13 protein-coding genes are annotated in these 20,346 nt (G+C 62.7%); all 13 read right to left on the bottom strand.

What is annotated here, in order from left to right; genetic code table 11:
* Nucleotides 1–2: 2 nt before the first annotated feature.
* The 13 genes from C7455_RS00150 to C7455_RS00095 all read right to left on the bottom strand — a co-directional run bounded on the left by C7455_RS00150 (nucleotide 3) and on the right by C7455_RS00095 (nucleotide 20,332).
* Nucleotides 3–3,305, bottom strand: a complete 3,303-nt coding sequence (locus C7455_RS00150) for a DUF499 domain-containing protein (protein WP_109663884.1) — start codon at nucleotides 3,303–3,305, stop codon at nucleotides 3–5.
* An 11-nt stretch (nucleotides 3,306–3,316) separates the two neighbouring features.
* Complete coding sequence (locus tag C7455_RS00145) at nucleotides 3,317–6,118, bottom strand: DUF1156 domain-containing protein (protein WP_109663880.1); 2,802 nt, start codon at nucleotides 6,116–6,118, stop codon at nucleotides 3,317–3,319.
* A 36-nt stretch (nucleotides 6,119–6,154) separates the two neighbouring features.
* On the bottom strand, nucleotides 6,155–7,879 hold the full coding sequence (locus tag C7455_RS00140) for a hypothetical protein (RefSeq protein WP_109663878.1): 1,725 nt from the start codon (nucleotides 7,877–7,879) through the stop codon (nucleotides 6,155–6,157).
* On the bottom strand, nucleotides 7,879–11,403 hold the full coding sequence (locus tag C7455_RS00135) for a helicase-related protein (protein WP_245904169.1): 3,525 nt from the start codon (nucleotides 11,401–11,403) through the stop codon (nucleotides 7,879–7,881). Before C7455_RS00135 ends, C7455_RS00140 begins: the two co-directional genes overlap by 1 nt.
* 114 nt (nucleotides 11,404–11,517) lie before the next feature.
* Nucleotides 11,518–11,925, bottom strand: a complete 408-nt coding sequence (locus tag C7455_RS00130; RefSeq protein ID WP_109663875.1) for a ribbon-helix-helix domain-containing protein — start codon at nucleotides 11,923–11,925, stop codon at nucleotides 11,518–11,520.
* Between the two features lie 7 nt (nucleotides 11,926–11,932).
* Nucleotides 11,933–13,912, bottom strand: a complete 1,980-nt coding sequence (locus C7455_RS00125; RefSeq protein ID WP_109663872.1) for a conjugal transfer protein TraG — start codon at nucleotides 13,910–13,912, stop codon at nucleotides 11,933–11,935.
* A gap of 305 nt (nucleotides 13,913–14,217) precedes the next feature.
* The gene (locus tag C7455_RS19780; RefSeq protein ID WP_146199888.1) at nucleotides 14,218–14,760 is read right to left on the bottom strand and encodes a hypothetical protein; all 543 of its coding nucleotides are present in this window, start codon (nucleotides 14,758–14,760) and stop codon (nucleotides 14,218–14,220) included.
* A 337-nt stretch (nucleotides 14,761–15,097) separates the two neighbouring features.
* A complete protein-coding gene (locus C7455_RS00120) occupies nucleotides 15,098–16,864 on the bottom strand; it encodes a relaxase/mobilization nuclease domain-containing protein (protein WP_109663870.1) in 1,767 nt (588 codons plus the stop codon).
* Nucleotides 16,865–17,111: 247 nt separating this feature from the next.
* The gene (locus tag C7455_RS00115; RefSeq protein WP_425450615.1) at nucleotides 17,112–17,702 is read right to left on the bottom strand and encodes a lytic transglycosylase domain-containing protein; all 591 of its coding nucleotides are present in this window, start codon (nucleotides 17,700–17,702) and stop codon (nucleotides 17,112–17,114) included.
* Between the two features lie 123 nt (nucleotides 17,703–17,825).
* Nucleotides 17,826–18,161 (bottom strand): DUF736 domain-containing protein, encoded by a 336-nt coding sequence (locus C7455_RS00110; RefSeq protein WP_109663864.1) that lies wholly within the window; start codon nucleotides 18,159–18,161, stop codon nucleotides 17,826–17,828.
* A gap of 46 nt (nucleotides 18,162–18,207) precedes the next feature.
* Nucleotides 18,208–18,756: a S26 family signal peptidase gene (locus C7455_RS00105; RefSeq protein ID WP_109663861.1), complete on the bottom strand. Its 549-nt coding sequence runs from the start codon at nucleotides 18,754–18,756 to the stop codon at nucleotides 18,208–18,210.
* Nucleotides 18,753–19,247 carry a DUF2840 domain-containing protein gene (locus tag C7455_RS00100; RefSeq protein ID WP_109663859.1) on the bottom strand — a complete coding sequence of 165 codons (495 nt, stop codon included), beginning with the start codon at nucleotides 19,245–19,247 and terminating at the stop codon, nucleotides 18,753–18,755. The genes C7455_RS00105 and C7455_RS00100 overlap by 4 nt, the downstream gene beginning before the upstream one ends.
* Entirely contained in the window at nucleotides 19,244–20,332 is a 1,089-nt protein-coding gene (locus C7455_RS00095; RefSeq protein ID WP_109663856.1) for a replication initiator protein A, read from the bottom strand. The genes C7455_RS00100 and C7455_RS00095 overlap by 4 nt, the downstream gene beginning before the upstream one ends.
* Nucleotides 20,333–20,346: the final 14 nt, after the last annotated feature.

Below are 20,346 nucleotides of genomic sequence, written 5' to 3'. Positions count from 1 at the left end.
GATCACTTGATCACTTTATCGATGAAACCCAATGTGTTGGCGTTCTCGAGCAGTGTACGAACCTTGCTTCGGTCGAGACCATTCGGAACATCGGCATCGATTTCAAGCTTAAGCGACACTTCACTGCCCGGCAGGATCGTTAACTGCTCAATGATCGCTTCGACGATTTGGCGCATTTCATGCGCCGGACGGTCTGCAGAAATCATGACGGTACCGATAAAGCGGGTCGGTTCCCGCTCTGGCTGAACGACAGTTACCGTCTGCTGAAGTCCAGTTTGTTCAGCTGCCTGTTTGATTGCAGTCTGATCTGGATCGACTGGGTTCTCAGCAACTGCGGTCGTTTCTTTGGATTGCCTCTCAGCAACTTCGGGCTTCACAATGAGGCTGTCTGAATCGATGACGACTGCTGCGTTGGCGCCGTTTTGTAGAACCAGGCCGATGTATCGGCCGCTCTTTTCGTCCCACCGCTCTGCATAAGCAAAAGGACCTGGCACCATTGCGCCGACTGATGCCCGCACGGCCTTAATCAGGACGTTTCGATCCTTCACTCGGGGAAGGTAGATGTAGCGGTTCAGGTACTCCCAGAGATCTCTGAGCGAGAGATGATTCTTGCCGTTCCAGATGTACTTTTGAAGCTCCCGGTCAAGGCGGGCTGGACCGAGCTCTGGCAGCAACCCTTCGTCGCTGGCGAGCTTCTTGCTGGCGCGGGACAAAAGACCGTCTTGCGCCGGAACCTTTGATGCGATCCATTCCACATCCGCCTGGGCGCCATCCTGCATGGGATAGAGCAGGTAGCACCAGGTTTCTTTTAGCCGTGTCTTAACTGTCTCGGCTGCCTCGGCGACTTTCGCCTTGGCAAGGGCACTGTCGCGCTGGGTCAGGTTCAGCCGATCCGTGTCCTTGACGATCCCTGCCCAAGCGAGGGACGACCGCATGGCCTCCTTCAGCCCATCAAGCTGGCGCGACTCCGCCGCAAGGAATACGAGCATGTTCCGATAGACCCGCGGTGTAGAGCCGCGCTGAAGCAGGATATCCTTGGCTTCTGCCATAGCATCGGAATTCTCGCGACCGGTGTGCGGGTGGGCCACGCCAAGCACGACGGCACGAACGCCACCGGCTTCGTCGGGGACATCTGCGGAACTGCTTGGCGAGACTTGCACGGTGTCGAAATGACCGCGGTCGCCCAAGCCGTTGATGTAGGTCGCCAGCGCCTTGTCGATTTCCAAAAGGACCAGCGGCTCTTCGATCTGTCCGGCCCGATCGGCCGCAAGCCGATTGAGGCTCGCGGACATCGAATACCAGTAGCGGCCGAGATCGCCATGCATGAACCTGGCATTATTCGCGAGGCGGCGCAGGGCATCGCCGAAGATGGCAGGACGTTCACCGGGCTGCACTACACCCAGATTGATCTGGCGATCATCGAGGCCCTTGTTATCTTGCCCATGGGTCGGTGCAGTTCCCATGAAGATCGCCCGGGCCACGCGGCGGGTAGCCGAATAGCGGTTGAGGTTTGGGGCCGACTGGTCGATCCGATAGGGTGTGGAGTTCGGTCCATCGACATCGCCTGCGATGATCGACTGCCATGACACGTCGAGGTAATGCAGCAACTCCGGTTCTACTCGCGCCGAGCTGATGGAAACGCTGCCCGGCATGATTATCACCGAGGGATCGTTGTTCATCCACAGCTCGTGGATCACCTGTGCCATCAACCGCAGCACGCCGCGGGTGCGCTGGAATTTTTCCAGAGAACCCCAGCTGGTGTAGAGCTGATCGAACAGTTCTGGATGAATCGGATACGCCTTTTCAAGCTTCCGCCGATAATCCTCGCCCTCGCAGTTCTGCGGGAATTCGTTCGGGCTGTCGCGATACATCTTCGCGAACTGCTTCAGTGTGTTGTCGCGGTGGTGGAACTTGTCGCCTGGGATTTCCTTGAACAGGCGCCGACGGACGATCTCGTAGCTTTCCTCCTGGTCAGCCGGTCGCCAGCCGGTTTCGACCCGGCTGAAGGTCTGCTTCAGGCGAGACAGGGCCTCCTGGCCGCCCTCGCCGCCAACTTCGATCTGCGACGCGGGCAGAGACGCAACCAGCAGCGTTCCCGGGCTGGCCTTCACAGCTTCGGTCAGCGACTGAACAAACGACAGGTTCGAGTCGAACGACCCCGACGGCAGCCCCTCGACCTTGTAGATCTGGCGCAGGTAAGCGACCCATTCGTCGATCAGGATCAGCGACGGGGCACATTGCCGGAATAGTTCTTCCAGCAGGTTTGACCCCGGCGCGATGCCATTGGCGTCATTTTCAGCCACCAGCGCATAGCCTGCTTCACCGCCAAGCTGGAACGCCAGTTCCCCCCAGGTCGTGCGGATCGGACGGCCGTAGTCCTTCTGCCGCTTGGCCGCATCCGAGGGCCCATAGGACGTGCCCACCAACACTGCCCGGTTCACCTTGCCCGGCACGGTCAGCCCTTCGCGCGACAGCAGCTGGTCGAGCCCCGGCAAATCCTCGACCGGCGTGCCGCCCGCCATGTGGTAGAGCGCCAGCATCGAGTGGGTCTTGCCGCCGCCGAAGTTGGTCTGCAGCTCCACCACTGGATCGCCGCCGGTGCCCGACAGCCGCTTCGCCGCGCCGATCAGCAGGGTCGACAGACCCGAGGTCAAATAGGTGCGCGAGAAGAACTCGGTTGGGTTGCGATATTCCGACGGCGCGCTGCCGTTGTGGACCTTGGCAAGGTCGGCCGCGAACTCGGCCTGCTGGAACTCACCCGTCGCCACGTCACGATGCGGCTCCACCACCTCGCGCCAGGGCAACAGCCCCGCCACAGTCTCGACGGAGATGTCGGACCGCTGGCTCTTCTTCCGCTCCTCGTTGCGCTGCAATTCCGTGAACTTGGTGCGCAGGATCGTGTCGCGCATCTTGCCCAGCTGGTCGGCCACGTCCGAGGCGCTGATCGCCTCCATCAACCGCCGCATGCTGTCGAGCGAACGTTCGGCATCGTCATAGGTGAAGGTGCCGTTATGCGAGAGCTTGTTGCGCACATCAACCAGCTCGTTGACGATCGATCGCTCGGCACGCCCCAGAACCGCCTTGAAGGCATCCATCCAGAACCGGTCCATCGCGTTCAGGAGCGCAGACTGGTCCCACACGATTTTGCCATTCGAGTCCGGACGCAGCCCGGGCAGCTTCTCCACCACCTGGACTTGCCAATGGCCCTGCAACGAGGCCTCGAGCCGCCGTTCGACAAAGGGGATCAGCGCCTCGGGCAGCAGCTCCATACCCTCGAACACATATTGGCGCGTGCTTTTTGCCATGGTGCTACCCCCTAAACCTCAAATCTCATCTGGCCGCTCTTGTTCGACAGCGGCGCGGTGGCGGCTTCGCGGGTCAGGTCGGTCCAGTCCGCGATCAGCGCGTTGTAGGCGGTCGCCTCCTTCGCCTCGCCCCGCTTTTCGCAGATGCTATACAGCACATAGGCCAGGTCGCGGACATCGCCGGCCTTGGCGCCGTACTTCTTCAACATCACCGCCGCCTCATAGCCGATCCCGTATTTCTCGTGCAACCGCACCAGATGCTGGCAGCATTCCCAGATGGTCAGGTGGGTGTCGGCATCCGGCTCCCACTCGGCATCCATCTCGTCGCGCTTCAGGATGCGCACCTTTCCGGCCGCGCTTTCTACGATCCCGGCATGCTTCACGCTTTCGACCGAGATGCCGCGGGCGGTGGCGATGTTGTTCGCCGTGCCATAGTCGCCCGCCTTCAGCCCGTTCTGTTCGAACCAGGTGATGGCAAAACGGGTATCGGCGTCGAACTCGCCCTGGATACCGCCGAGGTATTCGTCGAGCTCGCGGTTGATCAGCTGCAGCGCGGCCTTCACGCTCATCGGGCTGTCGTCGGATTCCAGCACCGCCTTGTAGCGCGAGAAGACGCCCATGCCGGGGCCGATGGCCGATTGCGGCATGTCGGCCGGGGCGATGTTGGCGGCCTGAAGCTCCCCGATGGCCGGGGGCAGTTCGCGTTTCAGGGCGCGGATGAACTCGGCCCGGGTGATGACCTCGGCCGAGGCTTCCTTTTTGCGGCAGACGAGAACGACCGAGTTGGCGAGGGCGTTGGTGCCAGATGCGATCAGTCGATTTGCAAGCTCTGTACGCATCGGCCAAGTGCCTACTACCGCAAAGCCAGCCTCAATTACGGCCTGCAAGAAAGTCGCCCACCCAGTCGAACTGATGCCTTCATCCGCAATTTCGCTCTGCTTGAACGCATAGTAGATGGTCGCGGGAAACCCATCTGGCGAAAGAGCCACCATTCGAGAAATGGCCTGAGTCATACCGTTGAGAAAGTATGCTTCGGCCTCATCCTTGCCGCCGTGCCGATAGGGGGCAGCAATCAGCTCATCGGCCTTTGGCGTAGCAATCAAGCCAAATATCTCTGGGAAAACTTCGCCGCAAATTCGCTTGAGCCAAACATAGAAGAAGTCAGAAAGATCGGCATAGCCAATGTTGTCATAGTATGGAGGATCTGTCGAAATTACGCACTGGCGACCGGGGTCGATATGGCGAGCATCAATTTGGGTGATGGTTCCCTTATTGGCTGCATTGCTGATGACACCTTTTGACGTATAGTCAAGCGAGTTCCCAAAGCTACCCGACTGTGTCGAGAACGGGTTGGTCTCTGTGAAATCCCACGACATCGGAATTGCTTGGCGCGAGAAAGTGTTGCGTGTTTTTGTTCCCCAGGTTGGCCCACCAGCGTCCCAAGTGCAGATTGTGCTCATTCGGTCAGCCTGGCTACTGACAACGAATGCAAGATACACGGCAAGAGCATCAGCATAGGCTGCTGCACCAACGCCACCATCGCGCAGTCGCGCCCCATCATCCGTCTCGAAGTTGGCTTGTGCGTCTTGCAGCGCCAGAACTCGTGCTTCTTGGACGAGATCGCCGAACGTGTTTAACGCGACAAGTTGGCGATCCAAGAATAGGTCGTCGTATGTGTCTAATCCATAATTCGAAACATTAACGCGAGTCTTTCCGTGCAATTTCGTCTCTGGGCGCCAATCAGGAATGGCAGAACCTGCTATTTCGCCATGTGACCGATCAGGATCAAGAAAGATTCGCCCCCGCGGACCTTCAGCGATGATTGAGAGCATCACCGCCCTCATTTCCCCGTTCTGACCAGCCTTCCGAATATAGTCGTAAGAAATTGGCGCCCCAGAGAACGGACAGATAAACCCGTGTCTCTTGCCGGCGGCTGTCCCCGACTTCGCACGATCGATCTCGTCCTTCGTGCCTTTAAGGCGGATGCGATAGGTAATCGCTTTCGCTGCCTTATCAACAAGTGGCTCAACCCAAGCCTCTTGGCCCTTCTTGGCGCTGAGCAGGAAAGTGGACGCCAATGGCACCTGCACATCCGCAAAGGCCGGGTCCGGGCTCGGCACCGTCCGTGCCCAGATCCAGGCGATCACCGTCGCTTTGCAGCCCCCATACTCCTTCGGCAGGTCCACCTGCGGGTAAAGATGCCCGATGCGCTCCCACGCCTTTTCACGCATCCATTCGCCGTAGTATTTCACATCCTCGGCCAGCCCTTCGGCGTTGCGGTAGAACGACCGCTCCTTGATGCCGGGGTGGATGGGGGGCATGTCCTTGAATTTCGGCGGAATCTCGATCATCGCTTTGCCGATCATCACCGCCACCGGGTTCAGGTCGGACCCATAGGCAGGCAGGCCCAGCCGCTGCGCCTCGAGCGGGATCGAACCGCCGCCCGAGAACGGGTCGTAGACCGGCGGCAGCACCCCACCGCAAGACCGCCGGATTTCCGCCCGCGCGCGTTCCAGCACCTCTTCGTTGGTCGAGTTCTCCCACTTCACCAGGTCTTCGATGATGGCAAACAACCGCTGCCGCTCGCGCTCCTGATCCTCATGGGTGGGGAACTGGTCGGGATGGCTGGAGGGATCGTCGACCAGCTGCGCAAACAGCACCGCCCGACACGCCGCCAACGGCCGCCGCGCCCACCACAGATGCAGGGTGGAGGGGTGCCCATGCCGGATCGACTTCTCCCGCGCCGAGGCGGCGTTGATGGCCTCAAGCGGGATGGCGACTTCGATCAGTTTCTTCTTGTAGGGTTGGGTCATGTTCACCTGTTGGCCGGAAATTGACCGGCACTCCGTTCATTCTGCATTCTTGTTTTCGTTGGTCGGATCGGCAGTACTTGCTTCAGCAAGTTTTTTCAGCTCCCCATCTATCTCCTTAGCCCTTCCCTCGAGAACGAGGCGCAATAGGCGGCAGCGCATTTTCGGATCGGCAACTTCCCTTGCCACTCGATCAATGAGCCCAAGCTCTGCTCTGCAACGCTCAGACAGGTTCCTGGCCCGCAAGTCCCGGCAGATGTCGTCGTCTGCGACGTTCATCGCCTCGACCAGATCAAAGACGTTGCATGACAGTCCCCGCATGAAGAAACCGTCCGTCATCGCCTTGCGCGGGAAGCGCGCAATTGCAAACAGGAAGGTCGCGGCTTGGCCCCAGGGGGAAGCATGCTCGTCCTCGTCGGCCGAGAACGAAATGCGCGTCCAGGAGAGCGTTGGCAACAGACTGCCACCTTTCGTCCGCTCCAGACGTCTCTTTGCCTCGCTTAGCGTCGCTTCAAGAATGCCACTGATATCTGCGTCCGGAACGCCAAGGGCCGATGCCATTTCCTTCAAGCTCTTCGTCAGGTCAGATTTGCGGGATTCGACGAAGGCATTGATGTCGGGCAGTGTGCCACCCCCCATCGCCTTCAGCAGAGCGGCACGTCCCGCCGCGTCGGCATTCTGCAGTTCGGTGGACAATAGCGCCCGCGCCGTGTCAGGCACCCAACCTAACCCGTCCGCCAAGCTGAAGCTTAACCGGTTTAGGATCGTCCTGACCATACTGCGGTGCTTCTCGATCTCTTTTAGATCAGCTTCCTTTATGACCGACGCCCGCATGCTGACCTTACGGGACACGTCCCCTCGGGACATGTCAGATCGGTCGCCAAAAGCTGCCGGATCAACCGGGACGTCCACGGGAGGAATTCGACTGGTTTTGTCAATGCTGACAAGCTGCCCGCCTTCGTACAAGTTGGCGACCCACATGGCGATTGGGTCCATCTTTGCGAATCCGAGCTCGGCAATGGGATCTTCGACAGGCTGACCATCCTCGCCGATGAGGGTGACTTCTCCCGTCTCCGGATCGACGTGGGCGCGCAGATCGGGCGTTGCCTGGACGCCCCTCGCAAGGGCTCTGTTATAGTCTGCCCAAAGTGCAGCTGCCTCACGCGAACCTTCGGGCAGCGATAGTGCAGGAAGCTCCGCCGCTCCTGGTGCGTTCAGATCTGCCGACTGCGACCATCGCCAGAGGAAGCGGCGGTGAAAAGCCTCCACCGTGATAGCATCGGCACGAAGTACCCCGCCCTCGCCCATTTCTGCGAGATTTGTCCCGAGGTCATTCATCTTGCCGAGGATCAGGCAAGCATCTTTCGGCTTCGCCCCTGAAACACAGAGAATTGTCAAGCCATGGTCAAGGACGCTGTTGGATGTCTGCACCCTTATTTGCAACCGCTCGCGAAAGCGTTCTTGAAGTGCGAGTAGTCGATGAAGGTCTGAACTGGTTGTCGGGCAAGCCGGCCAAACCGCAATGACGAGACGGAGGGATAAAGCATCTTCGTTCGAAAGGCATTCCTCGAGGAAGTCGATCCCTGAGTCGTGGAGCCCGGAAACAACACCGAATAGGCCCCTCGCTCCAGCAATAGCGTGGCGGAATACAGGTAGCACAGGTTCCAGTAGTTCGTTCAGGAGGTGCCTGGCATCAGGCCAGATATACTGCCCGCTAAGTTCAAGCACAGCATGCTCGGAAGATCTGTCGCCCTTTGTGGCCATCAATTTGGCACCTCTGCCCGCTCCAGCAGGCGCTTTAAATTGAACTGGATCGCTGTATGTTCGAACGAGGGTTCGTGGTCCGAGAGCGCCCCCCTGACATACCGTGGCTCCTGCGCGTAGCCACTCTCGATCTGGACAATAGCCAGGATGTACTTTTCAGGTTCGTGCAGCGAGGTGATGATCTCCTGACGGGTCAGCATGACGGTGTCGGCGCCGTCGATACGACCCTTGACCTCGATGAACCGCAAATGTCCGGAGCGGGGATCAAAGGAAGCGATGTCGAAGCCCACCTTCTGCGCCGACACATCGAGCGGCTCATTGCCCAGCGCCCGCTCCGCCTTGATGACCGCCTCCATAGCCTTCAATTCGCTGATCCGCCGGGCCTCCGGGTCTTCGGCAAATGCGCCGGGCTTGGCCCCAGTTGCGGCGGCAGCCTTTGCCAGCAGCAACCCCTTCGGCACGACGACCATGCCACCCCGCACCCGCGGCGGCTGGGCGGAGATGAAGCGCTCCTTCTCCAGCAGTTCCATCCGGCGTTTCAGCCGGTCGGCCAGGTCTTCGGCCCTGCGCTCTGCATTCTGCCAGTTCAGGCGGGTCTTCTTCCCGGCCTTTTCATCCTCGCGCAGCTCGGCGGCCCGGTTGTCCCAGAAGTTGATCTCCTTCTTGAGACGGGCCTTCACCTCCTGCTCGACCTTGGCGACCTCAGGCAGGCGTCTTGCCTTCACTTCGGCCACATGGCTCTGGGCGAGATCGACGGTAGCGAAGCGGATCGCAGCCTTCTCCAGATCGTTTCGCAACCAGTCCTGGTGCAGCTTGTCTGCAGCCAATTCGATTTCCTCGACCGTTGCAGGTCGAAGGTTCAGGTGCGGGGCGATCCCCGCATTTGTGGCTTTCCCTGCCTTGTCGATCGAGGCGAACTGCAGCTTCTCCGAGATGACGTGGGGCTTACCGGTACTGGTCGGGCGACCGTCCTGGATGCTGTGTTCCAGAAGGAAGATGGCCGACAGGTCCTGGCCATGGTCGGTTTCATCGACCATGACGGCACCCTGCTTCATCAGGTGATCGTGCTGTTCACGCACGATGCTGATGACAGCTTCCAGCAGAGGGTGCCCCGGGCAGACGAAGGTCGCCACCGGCTGCTGGTTGACCTTGCCCTTCTCGAAGCAGATGCGTTCGTACTTCTTCTGGACCGGAGAGCCCGTCCCGATTTGCCGGTCACGTTCGCGGATGCTGACCGGAACATGGGTGATCTCCCAACGCCCATCTTCCCGCGGCTTGATCTGACCACCGAGGCGCTTGAACGCCTCGACGAAGAAGCTCTGGATATGGTGCGGCTGCAGGCGCTGAGCCTCGGCGCGTTCCATGTCGATGCGGATTTCCTGCACTTTGGCAGCTGGCATCGTATCGTTGGTCAGCGCGCGACGCGCCAGAAGGTCCAAGAGATGCTGCTGATCGACGGCCCCATCGACAGCCTGGAACAGCCTGGCCTTCACATCGGGTTGCTCACCGTACTGGATCGCCTCGAACAAGAGATCCTTTAGCGCCGTGCCGTCGAACAGCTCGCCAAGGACGTCGTAGACCCGCCCGCCTAGCGCCTCGCGCGCCGCCTCCAGCTTTTCCAGGAGCCGAGCGTAGACCTCGCCCTCGCGCGTATCCGCCGCGACGAGGTTCCAGAGGTGGCACACCTCGGTCTGGCCGATCCGGTGGATACGGCCGAACCGCTGCTCGATCTTGTTCGGGTTCCAGGGGAGGTCGTAGTTCACCATCAGGTGGCCACGCTGGAGGTTCACACCTTCACCAGCCGCGTCGTTGGCAATCAGCACCAGCATGTCCCGGTCCTGCATGAACCGTTCGACGATCTTCCTCCGATCCTCGCGGGACACTCCGCCATGGATCACCTCGACCGCATCGGCACGGCCTAGGCGCGACCTCACGCGATCATGCAGGTAGTAGAGGGTGTCCTTCGGCTCGGTGAAGATGATGAGCTTGCGACGGTTGCCGTGGGAATCGACCATCAGCTCATCATCGAGGATGCGGTTGAGCTGCGACCACTTGGTGTCCTGGCCGGAGCTGAGAACGCCTAGGGCCATGCGTTCGAGACTTTGGAGGGTTTCCACCTCGAGCGCCAACTGATCGACCGTTTCTGCAGTGGTCGCGGTGGTAGAAATCCGATCCTCGATGTCGTCGATTTCGTCCTGGCCAAATTCCTCGATGTTCTGCAGCAGGTCATCTGGCATGTCAGAGAGATCGAAACCGGAGCGTTTGCCACGAACCATTAGCCGCGCCTCAGCCAGCTCTGTTTCCAAGCGTTCGCGGCGTCGCTTCAAAGACTGATAGATCGCTGCAGGTGACGAAGCCAAGCGACGCTGCAAAATCTGAAGGGCAAACCCCACGTTGTTCCGCTTCTTGCCGTCATCGGCAGCGAAGCGCTGGACGCGGTTCATTTCATTGCGGACGTACTCGGTCACTGCAGCATAAAGCCCCGCTTCCTCAGACGAGAGCTCGTACTTGACCGTGTAGGCCCGGCGCTCTGGGAACAGCGGGCGCCCATCGAAACGCAGCAGTTCCTCTTTCGTCAGGCGCCGCATCATGTCAGCCGTATCGGCATAATGGACGCCGTCACGGAACCGGCCCTCGAACCGGTCACCATCCAGCAGCGCCATGAACAGTTGAAAGTCCTGCTCATGCCCATTGTGCGGGGTCGCCGACATCAAGAGCAGATGACGACACGCCTCGCCAAGCTTCTGACCGACACGATACCGCTTGGTGTACTTGGCTTCACCGCCGAAGTAGGTCGCGGACATGCGGTGCGCTTCGTCACAGATGATCAGATCCCACTCCGCCGCCTGTGCCAGCTTGTCCTGCAGCTCCTCGTTCCTTGCCAGGACGTCCAGCCGAGCTATCAACCGGCTGCGGTCGCTAAATGGATTTCCCGATCGGGAGTTCTCGATCATGTCCCGGGTGAGGATATCGAATTCTAATCCGAATTTCTCTCCGAGCTCGTCCTGCCACTGCTCGACGAGACTGCCGGGCGCAACAACAAGGCAGCGCTCAAGATCGCTTCGAGCGATCAACTCCTTGATCAACAGGCCCGCCATGATGGTCTTTCCGGCCCCTGGGTCATCCGCCAACAAGAAGCGCAGCGGCTGACGCGGCAGCATCTCGCCGTAGACGGCGGAAATCTGGTGAGGAAGCGGATCGACCAAGCTGGTGTGAATAGCGAGATAAGGGTCGAAGTAGTGCGCCAACTTGATCCGATTAGCCTCCGTCACCAGTCGGAGCAAGTCGCCATCCGCATCGAACGACCATGCGCGTCCACGAGTCTCGAGTTCAATTCGGGCCTGGTCGTCGCGATAAAGAGTGGTTTCAACAACACCACCTCCTGGCACGCGATAGACTAGGTTGATCGCCTGATCCCCGATCCATTCGACGGAAACAACCTCGACGGGTTGACCTGGCACAATGCCCCTCAGGTGGGCACCGTTCTTGATCTCCTCGAGTCCTGTCATCTCGTCTCCGGTCATTCACTCCGCCTACATGCTCTAGCACACCCCCCCCTTGAGGGGCATCGCAAAATCACCTGAAAGCTCAGCAATTACGGCATTGTACGACTGACCCGTTTGTTTCTTGTTGATCCATCAATTCGTCGTTTGATCCCCCACCACTTCCTCCACGAGCCCGCGCCCCTGCTGCACGCGCTTGCCCAGGGCGTCGACGAAGCCTTCGAACCGCTCGCGGCCCTTGGCCTGGGCGGTGGCCTGGTCCTCTGGTGGGATCGGGGGTGTGACGGTCAGCCAGAAGCGCACGAAGAGGGCCAAGGTCTCGGTGGTGATGCGCTGGTCGCGTTCCAGCCGGGCGATCTGGCGGGAGAGGCGGTCGAGCCTTCGAGTCAGGGCGGCTTCCTGCATGTCGGCGTGATCGGGCGACAGGAAGGATTCCACCGCCGCTTCGACCACGGCCGAGCGGGTCACGCGCTTGCGGTCGGCGAGGTCGTTGATCCGGCCGATCATCTCGACGGGCAGCGAGAGGTTCAGGCGGTCGCGCATGGGACCCTCACAGCGGGATGCCGTCGTTCTGGTCGAGCGAGGCCTGGCGGGCGACCTGCGCCATCTGCCGCCCCAGCGCATGGCGCTGGCGCACGGCGTCCTCGGGGCTGTCGTCGAGCATCATCTCGAATTCGCGCGTCGGGGCCTTGGTGGTCTCGGAGGTGACGGCGACATGATCCGGCAGGTCGGGCTCGCGGCGCAGGCCGGCATTGGCCGCGTCGGGTTCGGCCGCGGCCCGGGCAGCAGCCTTGGGCGGCACCGGGGGCGGCAGGGTCGTCCAGATATCCGCATCGGGCGCGACATCGGACGCAGGCTCGGGCGGCGGCAGGACCCGCTCCACGAAGCGCGGGTCCTTGAAATACCGCGCCTTCTTCGCCCGGATCGGCGGCAGGCCCACGACCATGACGATCTCGTCGTCGGGCGGTAGCTGCATGATCTCGCCCGGGGTCAGCAACTGCCGCGCGGTCTCGGAGCGCGACACCATCAGATGGCCGAGCCAGGGCGCCAGCCGGTGCCCGGCATAGTTGCGCATGGCCTTCATCTCGGTCGCCGTTCCCAGCGCATCCGAGACCCGTTTGGCCGTGCGCTCATCATTCGTGGCGAAGCTCACCCGCACATGGCAATTGTCGAGGATCGCGTTGTTCTGGCCATAAGCCTTCTCGATCTGGTTAAGCGACTGCGCGATCAGGAAGCTCTTGATCCCGTAACCCGCCATGAACGCCAGCGCGCTCTCGAAGAAATCCAGCCGCCCCAGCGCCGGGAATTCATCCAGCATCATCAGCACCCGGTGGCGCCGCCCCTTGTCCTGCAGATCCTCGGTCAGGCGGCGGCCGATCTGGTTCAGCACCAGCCGGATCAGCGGCTTGGTGCGCGAGATGTCCGAGGGCGGCACCACCAGATAGAGCGTCGAGGGTTGCGCGCCGCCTATCAGGTCGCTGATCCGCCAGTCGCAACGCCGGGTCACATGGGCGACGACCGGGTCGCGGTAGAGCCCGAGAAAGGACATGGCCGTCGACAGCACGCCCGAGCGTTCATTGTCGGACTTGTTCAGAAGCTCCCGCGCGGTCGAGGCGATCACCGGATGCGGCCCGGCCTCGCCAAGATGGCGGGTGGCCATCATCGCCTCGAGCGTCGTCTCGATCGGACGGCGCGGGTCGGACAGGAAAGCCGCGACGCCCGCCAGCGTCTTGTCAGGCTCGGCATAGAGCACATGCAGGATCGCGCCCACCAGCAGCGAATGCGAGGTCTTTTCCCAATGGTTCCGCTTTTCAAGCGAGCCTTCGGGATCGACCAGCACATCGGCCACGTTCTGGACATCGCGCACCTCCCATTCGCCGCGTCGCACCTCCAGCAGCGGGTTGTAGGCGGCCGAGGTCATGCTGGTCGGATCGAAGCGCAGCACCCGTCCATGGCGCGCGCGGAACCCGGCGGTCAGGTCCCAGTTCTCGCCCTTGATGTCATGAACGATGGCCGATCCGGGCCAGGTCAGCAGCGTCGGCACCACCAGCCCCACACCCTTGCCCGATCGGGTCGGCGCGAAGCAGAGCACATGCTCGGGCCCATCATGGCGCAGGTAATCGCGGTCAAGCCGCCCCAGCACCACACCATCGGCGCCCAGCAGCCCCGCACCGGCCACCTCGGCCCGGGTCGCCCAGCGGGCCGAGCCATAGGTGTCGAGGTCAACCGCCTCGCGCGCGCGGATCACCGACATGGTGATGGCCACGGCGATCGAGATGAACCCGCCCGAGGCCGCGATGGCCGCCCCTTCCCAGAAGATGCGGCGGGCATAGGCGTCGAAAAAGTACCACCACCAGAAGAAGGCGGGCGGCGGATAGACCGGCATACCCCACAGGTCGAACCAGGCCGGGCCCAGCTGCGCCTGAAACCCCAGCCGCCAGGCCACCCACTGCGTCGCGCCCCATGTCGTGACGAGCACGATGAGGGCCACGGCCAGGATCTGGCCCCAGAGGATTTTCGTGGCGGTCATGGTGGGGTATGGTTCGTGTGCCGGGCGACCGGTCAAGCGGCACCTGCTGGTAGTCGCAGGATCGGCGGTTGTGGCGTGCGGATCGGATTATTTGTAAGCCAAGTCAGCGCAATATTTCAGATCGGCTCTTCGCAGCAAAGCAAATCAAACTCTGCCATTGGTTAAACTGATCCGCATAGTAGGGTAACTTAACGCTCTTGACCAAGATCAGTAATTGGCTCTGATATAGGATTCGAACTGCATTTTTGAACTGCCCCTCGCCGCAGGCCAAGATGGACCCAAAGATCCGCTATTCGGAAAAAATCTTAGGGGGGAAACTGGTCTGGTTTTGTCGGAAGACCTTGATATCCAGGACCGGAGGGAGGGTCTTGTAAAGAAATGCTCGGCATGTCATCGATCCGGGAAGCTGGCGCAGCCGACGGGAGGTATGGTGGAAGTTCTGGATGGTGCCATTTAGAATACCCCCCCTTCAACTTGAAATCAGAGCCCCACTTAACGAATGCAGTCGCGACCTTTGAGTACTTTATTCCGATGACTTGCGATCTCATCTTCGCAATGCTTGCGGCATCTTCCGGATCGAAACCCAGTGTGGCTTGATGGTCCGTAGTTCGTGTCTTCCCGCCGAAGGACGGGGCGAGCTGTGCGCTCATTGCAATTCGTGCAATTTCAAGGCCCCCTTTATCGAAAAAGTAAATCTGTGAAGTCAGGTTTGCAGCATCGAGCTGGTGACCGTTTGAAAAATGGACATTGAAAACGATTTCACCTGATCGCCGCACCGTTACGGTTGCGGTCACGCCCTGCTTGGTGCCTGGAAGGAACTGCATGTGACGCCATGTCCGATCAGTCATGCCTTCACCCCTTCAAAAAACGCTCCTATATTTCTTGCCCTTTGGCGTCAGAAATATGCAATTTCCAATAAGATCACACCGATTGAGCCTCTCAGCCTTTCCTGCAGTGATCGAAATACGTAATAGCCTAGTTGGATGAACCCGAATTGAGGGCGCAACCAACTAGAGAGATACGAAAATATTCACCGTCCAAACCCTAAATTCTGAGCATGAAGTGTAGTCCAGTATCAGCCCACGATCAAGACTTGTCTTGTTTCGGAGAACGTCTGCCAATGAGAAAACAAGGGTTGGCTGCATGAAAGCAACCGAGTAGGAAAAGGTCTTGATGGCCGCCGCCTCACAACCCCAGCCCCCGCCTCCGCCCGAGGCTCCAGTCGATCCCGCCGCCCTCGCGGGCCATGCCGCTGACATGCTGCCCCAGCCGCGGCTCGAGATCGCGCAACCAGGGGACGAGCTGGAAGCTGCGGCTGCCGTCCGGGCCGATGCCTTCGATCATCGCGTAGCGGCCAGAGGACAGGCGCAGCTGCCGGCGGTAGGTGCCGGTGACATGCTCGCCGGCGCCCGCGGGCCGGTGCGGCAGGCCGGTTTCGGCTGACAGCCGCTCGCCCACCGCGTCGACCTCGCGCTGGCGCAGGATGGCCAGCAGGTTGCGCTGCAAGATGATCCGCTGCCCCTGCCGCTCGGCCAGTCCCTCGCGCGCCAGATGCTCGGCCCGGGCATCGAGCGCCTCGCACACCTCGGCCCCGAAGCCGCCCATGGCAAGCGGGAGAGACGCGCGTTCCACTAGCCGGTGGTCGAGCCAGGTCGCCCCGGGCGCGGTGATCTGGCCCTGCAGGACAAGGTCGGATCGGTTGGCCAGCACCAGCGTCGGCCGCACCTCCTCCGCCCCGCCGATGCGGCGCACCTCGACGATCCCGCCCGGGGGCGGCGCGTGGTCGAAGGCGTCGAGGCCCCGGAACCGGACATGATGCGCACGCCCGTCGGTCCCGTCGATCACGGCATAGGCGGTGCCGGTCTGTTCGTCATGCAGCCCCGTCGCCACCAGGCGCCCGATGATCGGATCGCCCGGCCCGCCCCGGTCGATGTGCAGATCGCTGAAACCCCGGTCCTGCCCGCGCGCGGCCAGGTCGCGGTGCATGGTCTTGATGATGTCGCCGCACTCGCCCAGATCGCGCAGGGTGCGCTCGACCCCGTCATCCAGCAGCCATTCGCCGGTGCGCGCCTCGGCGGCGAAGCCCAGCCTGCGCAGATGCTGCAGGCGGCCGATCATCAGGCGGCGTAGCTGCGGGTCCTCCGGCCCGCGCTTGTCAGGGCGCAGGTCGATCAGGCCCAGTTCATCGGCATGGTGGCGGAGTTCCCGGTCAAGGCGGGTCCAGCGCTCGGCCGTGACTTCCCGTTCCAGCGCGTGGCGGATCTCATGCTCGGGCTTCGGCCCCAGTTCCAGCGCGACCAGATCTTCGGCCCGCGACCGCAACCCGCTGCCGATATAGTCCCGCGCGATGACCAGATCGCGGCCGCTATCGTCCACGCCCCGGACGATCAGATGCACATGCGGGTTGTCGGTGTTCCAGTGATCGACGGCGACCCAGTCGAGCCGTGTGCCGAGATCGGCCTCCATCCGGGTGACGAGATCGCGGGTGAAGCCGCGCAGGTCTTCCATCTGGGCGGCATCCTCGGGCGAGATGATGAAGCGGAAATGATGCCGGTCGTCGGCGCATCGGGCGGCGAAGCCTGCGCCATCGGCCTGATCGGTTTTGGCGTCGAAGAAGCGCCCGCGCTCCCCATCGCGGCTGACGCCGTCGCGCTGCAGATAGCTCAGGTGGGTGCGCAGGGGCGCGGCGCGAAAGGCCTGACCGCGATGGCGCACGATGCGGGCGGCAACGATGACGCGGCGGGTGGGCGTGAAGAGACGCGCGCGGCCGAAACGGTTCTGCCCGCGCCCGAAGCCTGCGCGCGCCGGGGCGGGCTTGCGGCCCGGCGGGCTGACATGGCCGGATTTCTGGGCGGCGCGCAGCACCTTGGCGACAAAGCCTTTGGTCCGCGGCGCGCGGGCATCGCGGGGCTTGCCGGGCCGGATGCGGAACTCGCTGTCGCGCTCGGTCACCTGACGCACCTAGGGTGCGATGACGCGACGCTGTGCATGCTGGACCGTTGAAATTTGTAGGGAATTTCGGAAACCCTGCACCCGACCGACCGGCCTGCACGCGAATCCGCCAGTCCCGTCAGGGACTTGCGGTATTCGTGGCAGGGCCTTTTATCTTGCCCTCCTCCCTTCCCGCTTCTCGTTCCGGCCCACCCTGCCGCCGCTTGCCCGCCATGGCCCACCAGCGCACGCCAGCCCGCGATACGGTTCATGGGGCGGCCTCCGCGCCCGCGCGCGGCACGAAGAGCGCCGATGCAGGGACCGGGCTGAGGGTTTCGCGGCTCGGCGCGGGCGCATCCGGATCGCCCTCGGCCTGCGGAGGCTCTGCAGCCAGGATGCCGACGAAGAGCCCGGCCTCACGCCAATCGGGGGCGGAAGATCGCCGGATCGGGGGTGCGCTGCCGTCCAATCGGGGGACCAGCATCGCGACATAGGCGCGGGTCTCGGCCGGCAGGGGGCGGCCTGTCTGCAGATAATCGTCATAGCGCCCGGGCCCCGCATTATAGGCCGCCAGCATTGCACCGGTATTGCCGTAGCGATCCAGCATCGCGCGCAGATATGCGGTGCCTGCGAGGATGTTCTCGCGCGGTTCGAACGGGTTGTCGCCCAGCCCGTGCTGCTGGCGCAGCGCGGCCCATGTGCCGGGCATGACCTGCATCAGCCCCATGGCGCCGGCGTGACTGACCGCACGCGGATTGCCCGCGCTTTCGACCGCGATCACGGCGCGGATCCAGGGCTCGGGGATGGCGAAACGCGCGGCAGCCTCGGCGATGGCGGCGGCAAGGGGATCGTGGGCCATGATGGTCGCGGACGGCGGGGTTTCCGCCAGTGCGGGAGCCGAAGGTAGCCCGGTGACGGGCAGGCCGGAAAGGAGTGAGAGCGCAAGCGCGGTGGCGCGCGAGGGTAATGATCGCGGCATGGCTCAGTCCCGCCCGTCGCGTTTCGGCGGGCGGCTCCATTGCAGCGACCAGACCGAACTGTCGCCGTTGCGAAACAGGTTCGCGCGGATGGGCTGGGCGAGCATCGGGTCCTCGATCAGGACCGAAAGGTACTCGCCCGCCTTCTCGCCGCTGCGCGTCCAGGCTGCGCCGATCTCGCGGGCCAGATCACCGTCGCCATGGAACAGGCGGTGATCTGGCGCGTTCTCTGCCTCGCCCGGATCGATGGGCACAAGGGTCACATCGAGATCGAGGGTCAGCGTGCGGATATGCCCGGCAAAGCCGGATTTGTTGCGGGTGAATTCGCCAATCTGTGGCATGGGCGGGGTCCTTTCGGTTGGGGTTGCTGTCTGGGGAACGGGCGGGTCACGGCACGGGACTGGACGGGGCCAGCGGCGCGGGATCAGCAGCCAAGGTCCAAATCGGCTGCAGCCGCGCGGTGAGTGCGCCGAGGGGCAGCGGGCCGAAATACCGCCCGTCGAAACTGTCCGGGACGGCAGGGTTCATCAGGAACACCTCGCCCACGTCCAGCCGGTGGCAGCCCTGCCAATGCGGTAGGTCGCGGCCAAGGCGGTCGCGCGCCTGTGCAAGGCCAAGCACCTGACCATTGATGCGGATCGCCGCCCCGTCGCGGCAGACCTCAGCGCCCGGCAAGGCCACCACATGTTTCAGAAGCGGCACGCCGTGCCGCAGGTATCCGCGCGCGGCAAGGAAGCGCGCGAGCCTCTCGGGCGGCCTGACCGCGACCAGATCGCCGATGGCGACACGGTCGACGGGCTGCAGCCAGTAGAGCCCGACCGGCACGCTCGGGGTGCTGTTCCACAGGATGCGTGGCGACCATTGCCCCAGTACCGGAGCCGCCACCAGCGCCACGGCCAGCCCGCCCGCCACAAGGGGTGCAGACCGCCGGATCATCGCCCGAGCGCCTTGCGCTTCAGCCAGGCCCGGTGCTGCATCCGCGTATAGGGATGGGCGGGATGGCCTGCACTCAGCCGATTGTGGAGATGGCGCCAGTAATCCGGCGCCACCTGGCCCGCCTCGATGCCGAGTGCCTCGATTGCATCGATGGCCTGCAGCACTCGGGCGACCCTGGGCCATCCATGGGTGGCCAGCAGCAGCTCCGCCCCGGGGCGCAGATAGGGCAGCGTCTGGCTTGCCTCCCCGGGGCTCACGGCGCGCAGGACCTCGAAGCGCGACAGGACTGTGCCATAGTCATTCGCGGCCCAGCGATTCACCGCAAAGACGGTGCCGGGGGCGAAGCCAAGCACGCGGCGGCGCTGGTCGAGGCGCAGCTCGGAAGCCGGCTTGCCGAAGCGGAGCCATTGCTCGATGCGTCCCTTTTCGAAGATCAGCTCGACCTGCGTCAGGGGCGCATCGGGGCCGGGATGCGCGGGCGACCGGCTCATGGTTCACCCTCCCGCAAGGGGTCGAATGGGGGCGCCTGCATGGCCGTGCCGTTGACTGTTTCGGGGCCAGATTGAGGGTCTGAGACGGGGTTTTCCCCAGCGCGCAGGCCGCTACAGGAGTTAGATTCTTGGTTAGATTCTAAGTTAAGGGGCCGAATTTCGATTGCAGGCGTTGAGGTTAGGCCCGGTTTGCGTTTGCGATAGCACGTGCCCTGCGTTTGCGATGGCACGATACCGGGCGTTGGCGATAGCACGAGCCCATTCACAGCTTGTCCACAGGGCGCGAAGGTCAGCAGCATTTGCCCGGCCCCGCCGTGTTCCAGCGCAAGCCGATACCCCGGCAGGGGCTGACGGCGAATCACATCTCGCAGCTGATGAACAAAATAGCGGAAGGGCGACAGGCTGCCGGATTTGACATGCAGATGCCGGAATTCGAAGCGCCACCCCTCTCGCTGCCGCCCTCCGTGCTTGCGCACCAGCCGGTATAGCCAGCGCTCCAGCCCGCCCGTCAGGTCGAAATAGGCGCGATCGATCGTCAGGATCAGCGCATCATCCAGCACCGCGCGGTAGAACCAGTCGGGCAGGATCATCTCGATCCCGTCCGTGCGGCCCGCGCTGTCGCTACGCCCCTGCCATTCGTTGATCCAGGAGAAGCGGTGGCGCCGCCCGGCCTGCGGTTGGCGCAGCGTGGTGCAGATCGTGGTCGATTGCAGCCGGTCGAGCGCCGCCCGCAGGCGCTGGTAATCGCGCACCGAGGTGCCTCGGCCGATGAAGGTCAGGATCTCGTAGGGCGTGGCGGCCATCAGCCGCGAGGTCCGCAGCCCCGCATCGCGCGCCTCGACGATCTGGCTCGCGGCCCAGATCAGGATATCGGCATCCCAGATCGTGGCCATGCCGTGGTCGGGCACCGCCTCGACCCGGATCTCGACCCCGCCCATGGCGAACTCGATCGGGCGGATGCGCGGGCTCTTTGAAAGCGAAAAGAACGGATAGGCCATCAGGTCCTGCGCATCGCGCGGGGCGAGATCACCGGGCAGGCTCCGAAACAGCTCGAGCTGGGCGCGTTCGGAGGGGCGGCGGGGCATCGGAAACGCGCTGC

Origin of the sequence: Roseicyclus mahoneyensis (assembly GCF_003148775.1) — a bacterium.
Lineage (GTDB): Bacteria > Pseudomonadota > Alphaproteobacteria > Rhodobacterales > Rhodobacteraceae > Roseicyclus > Roseicyclus mahoneyensis.
Note: the sequence above shows the minus strand (reverse complement) of the source record. Positions and strands in the feature narration are given on the sequence as shown.

What these genes read in the sequence shown, in the direction of transcription:
- C7455_RS00150 (WP_109663884.1), bottom strand. Translation starts at nt 3,305, where the DNA reads ATGGCAAAAAGCACGCGCCAATATGTGTTCGAGGGTATGGAGCTGCTG.
- C7455_RS00145 (WP_109663880.1), bottom strand. Translation starts at nt 6,118, where the DNA reads ATGACCCAACCCTACAAGAAGAAACTGATCGAAGTCGCCATCCCGCTT.
- C7455_RS00140 (WP_109663878.1), bottom strand. Translation starts at nt 7,879, where the DNA reads ATGGCCACAAAGGGCGACAGATCTTCCGAGCATGCTGTGCTTGAACTT.
- C7455_RS00135 (WP_245904169.1), bottom strand. Translation starts at nt 11,403, where the DNA reads ATGACCGGAGACGAGATGACAGGACTCGAGGAGATCAAGAACGGTGCC.
- C7455_RS00130 (WP_109663875.1), bottom strand. Translation starts at nt 11,925, where the DNA reads ATGCGCGACCGCCTGAACCTCTCGCTGCCCGTCGAGATGATCGGCCGG.
- C7455_RS00125 (WP_109663872.1), bottom strand. Translation starts at nt 13,912, where the DNA reads ATGACCGCCACGAAAATCCTCTGGGGCCAGATCCTGGCCGTGGCCCTC.
- C7455_RS19780 (WP_146199888.1), bottom strand. Translation starts at nt 14,760, where the DNA reads ATGACTGATCGGACATGGCGTCACATGCAGTTCCTTCCAGGCACCAAG.
- C7455_RS00115 (WP_425450615.1), bottom strand. Translation starts at nt 17,702, where the DNA reads ATGGCCCACGATCCCCTTGCCGCCGCCATCGCCGAGGCTGCCGCGCGT.
- C7455_RS00110 (WP_109663864.1), bottom strand. Translation starts at nt 18,161, where the DNA reads ATGCCACAGATTGGCGAATTCACCCGCAACAAATCCGGCTTTGCCGGG.
- C7455_RS00105 (WP_109663861.1), bottom strand. Translation starts at nt 18,756, where the DNA reads ATGATCCGGCGGTCTGCACCCCTTGTGGCGGGCGGGCTGGCCGTGGCG.
- C7455_RS00100 (WP_109663859.1), bottom strand. Translation starts at nt 19,247, where the DNA reads ATGAGCCGGTCGCCCGCGCATCCCGGCCCCGATGCGCCCCTGACGCAG.
- C7455_RS00095 (WP_109663856.1), bottom strand. Translation starts at nt 20,332, where the DNA reads ATGCCCCGCCGCCCCTCCGAACGCGCCCAGCTCGAGCTGTTTCGGAGC.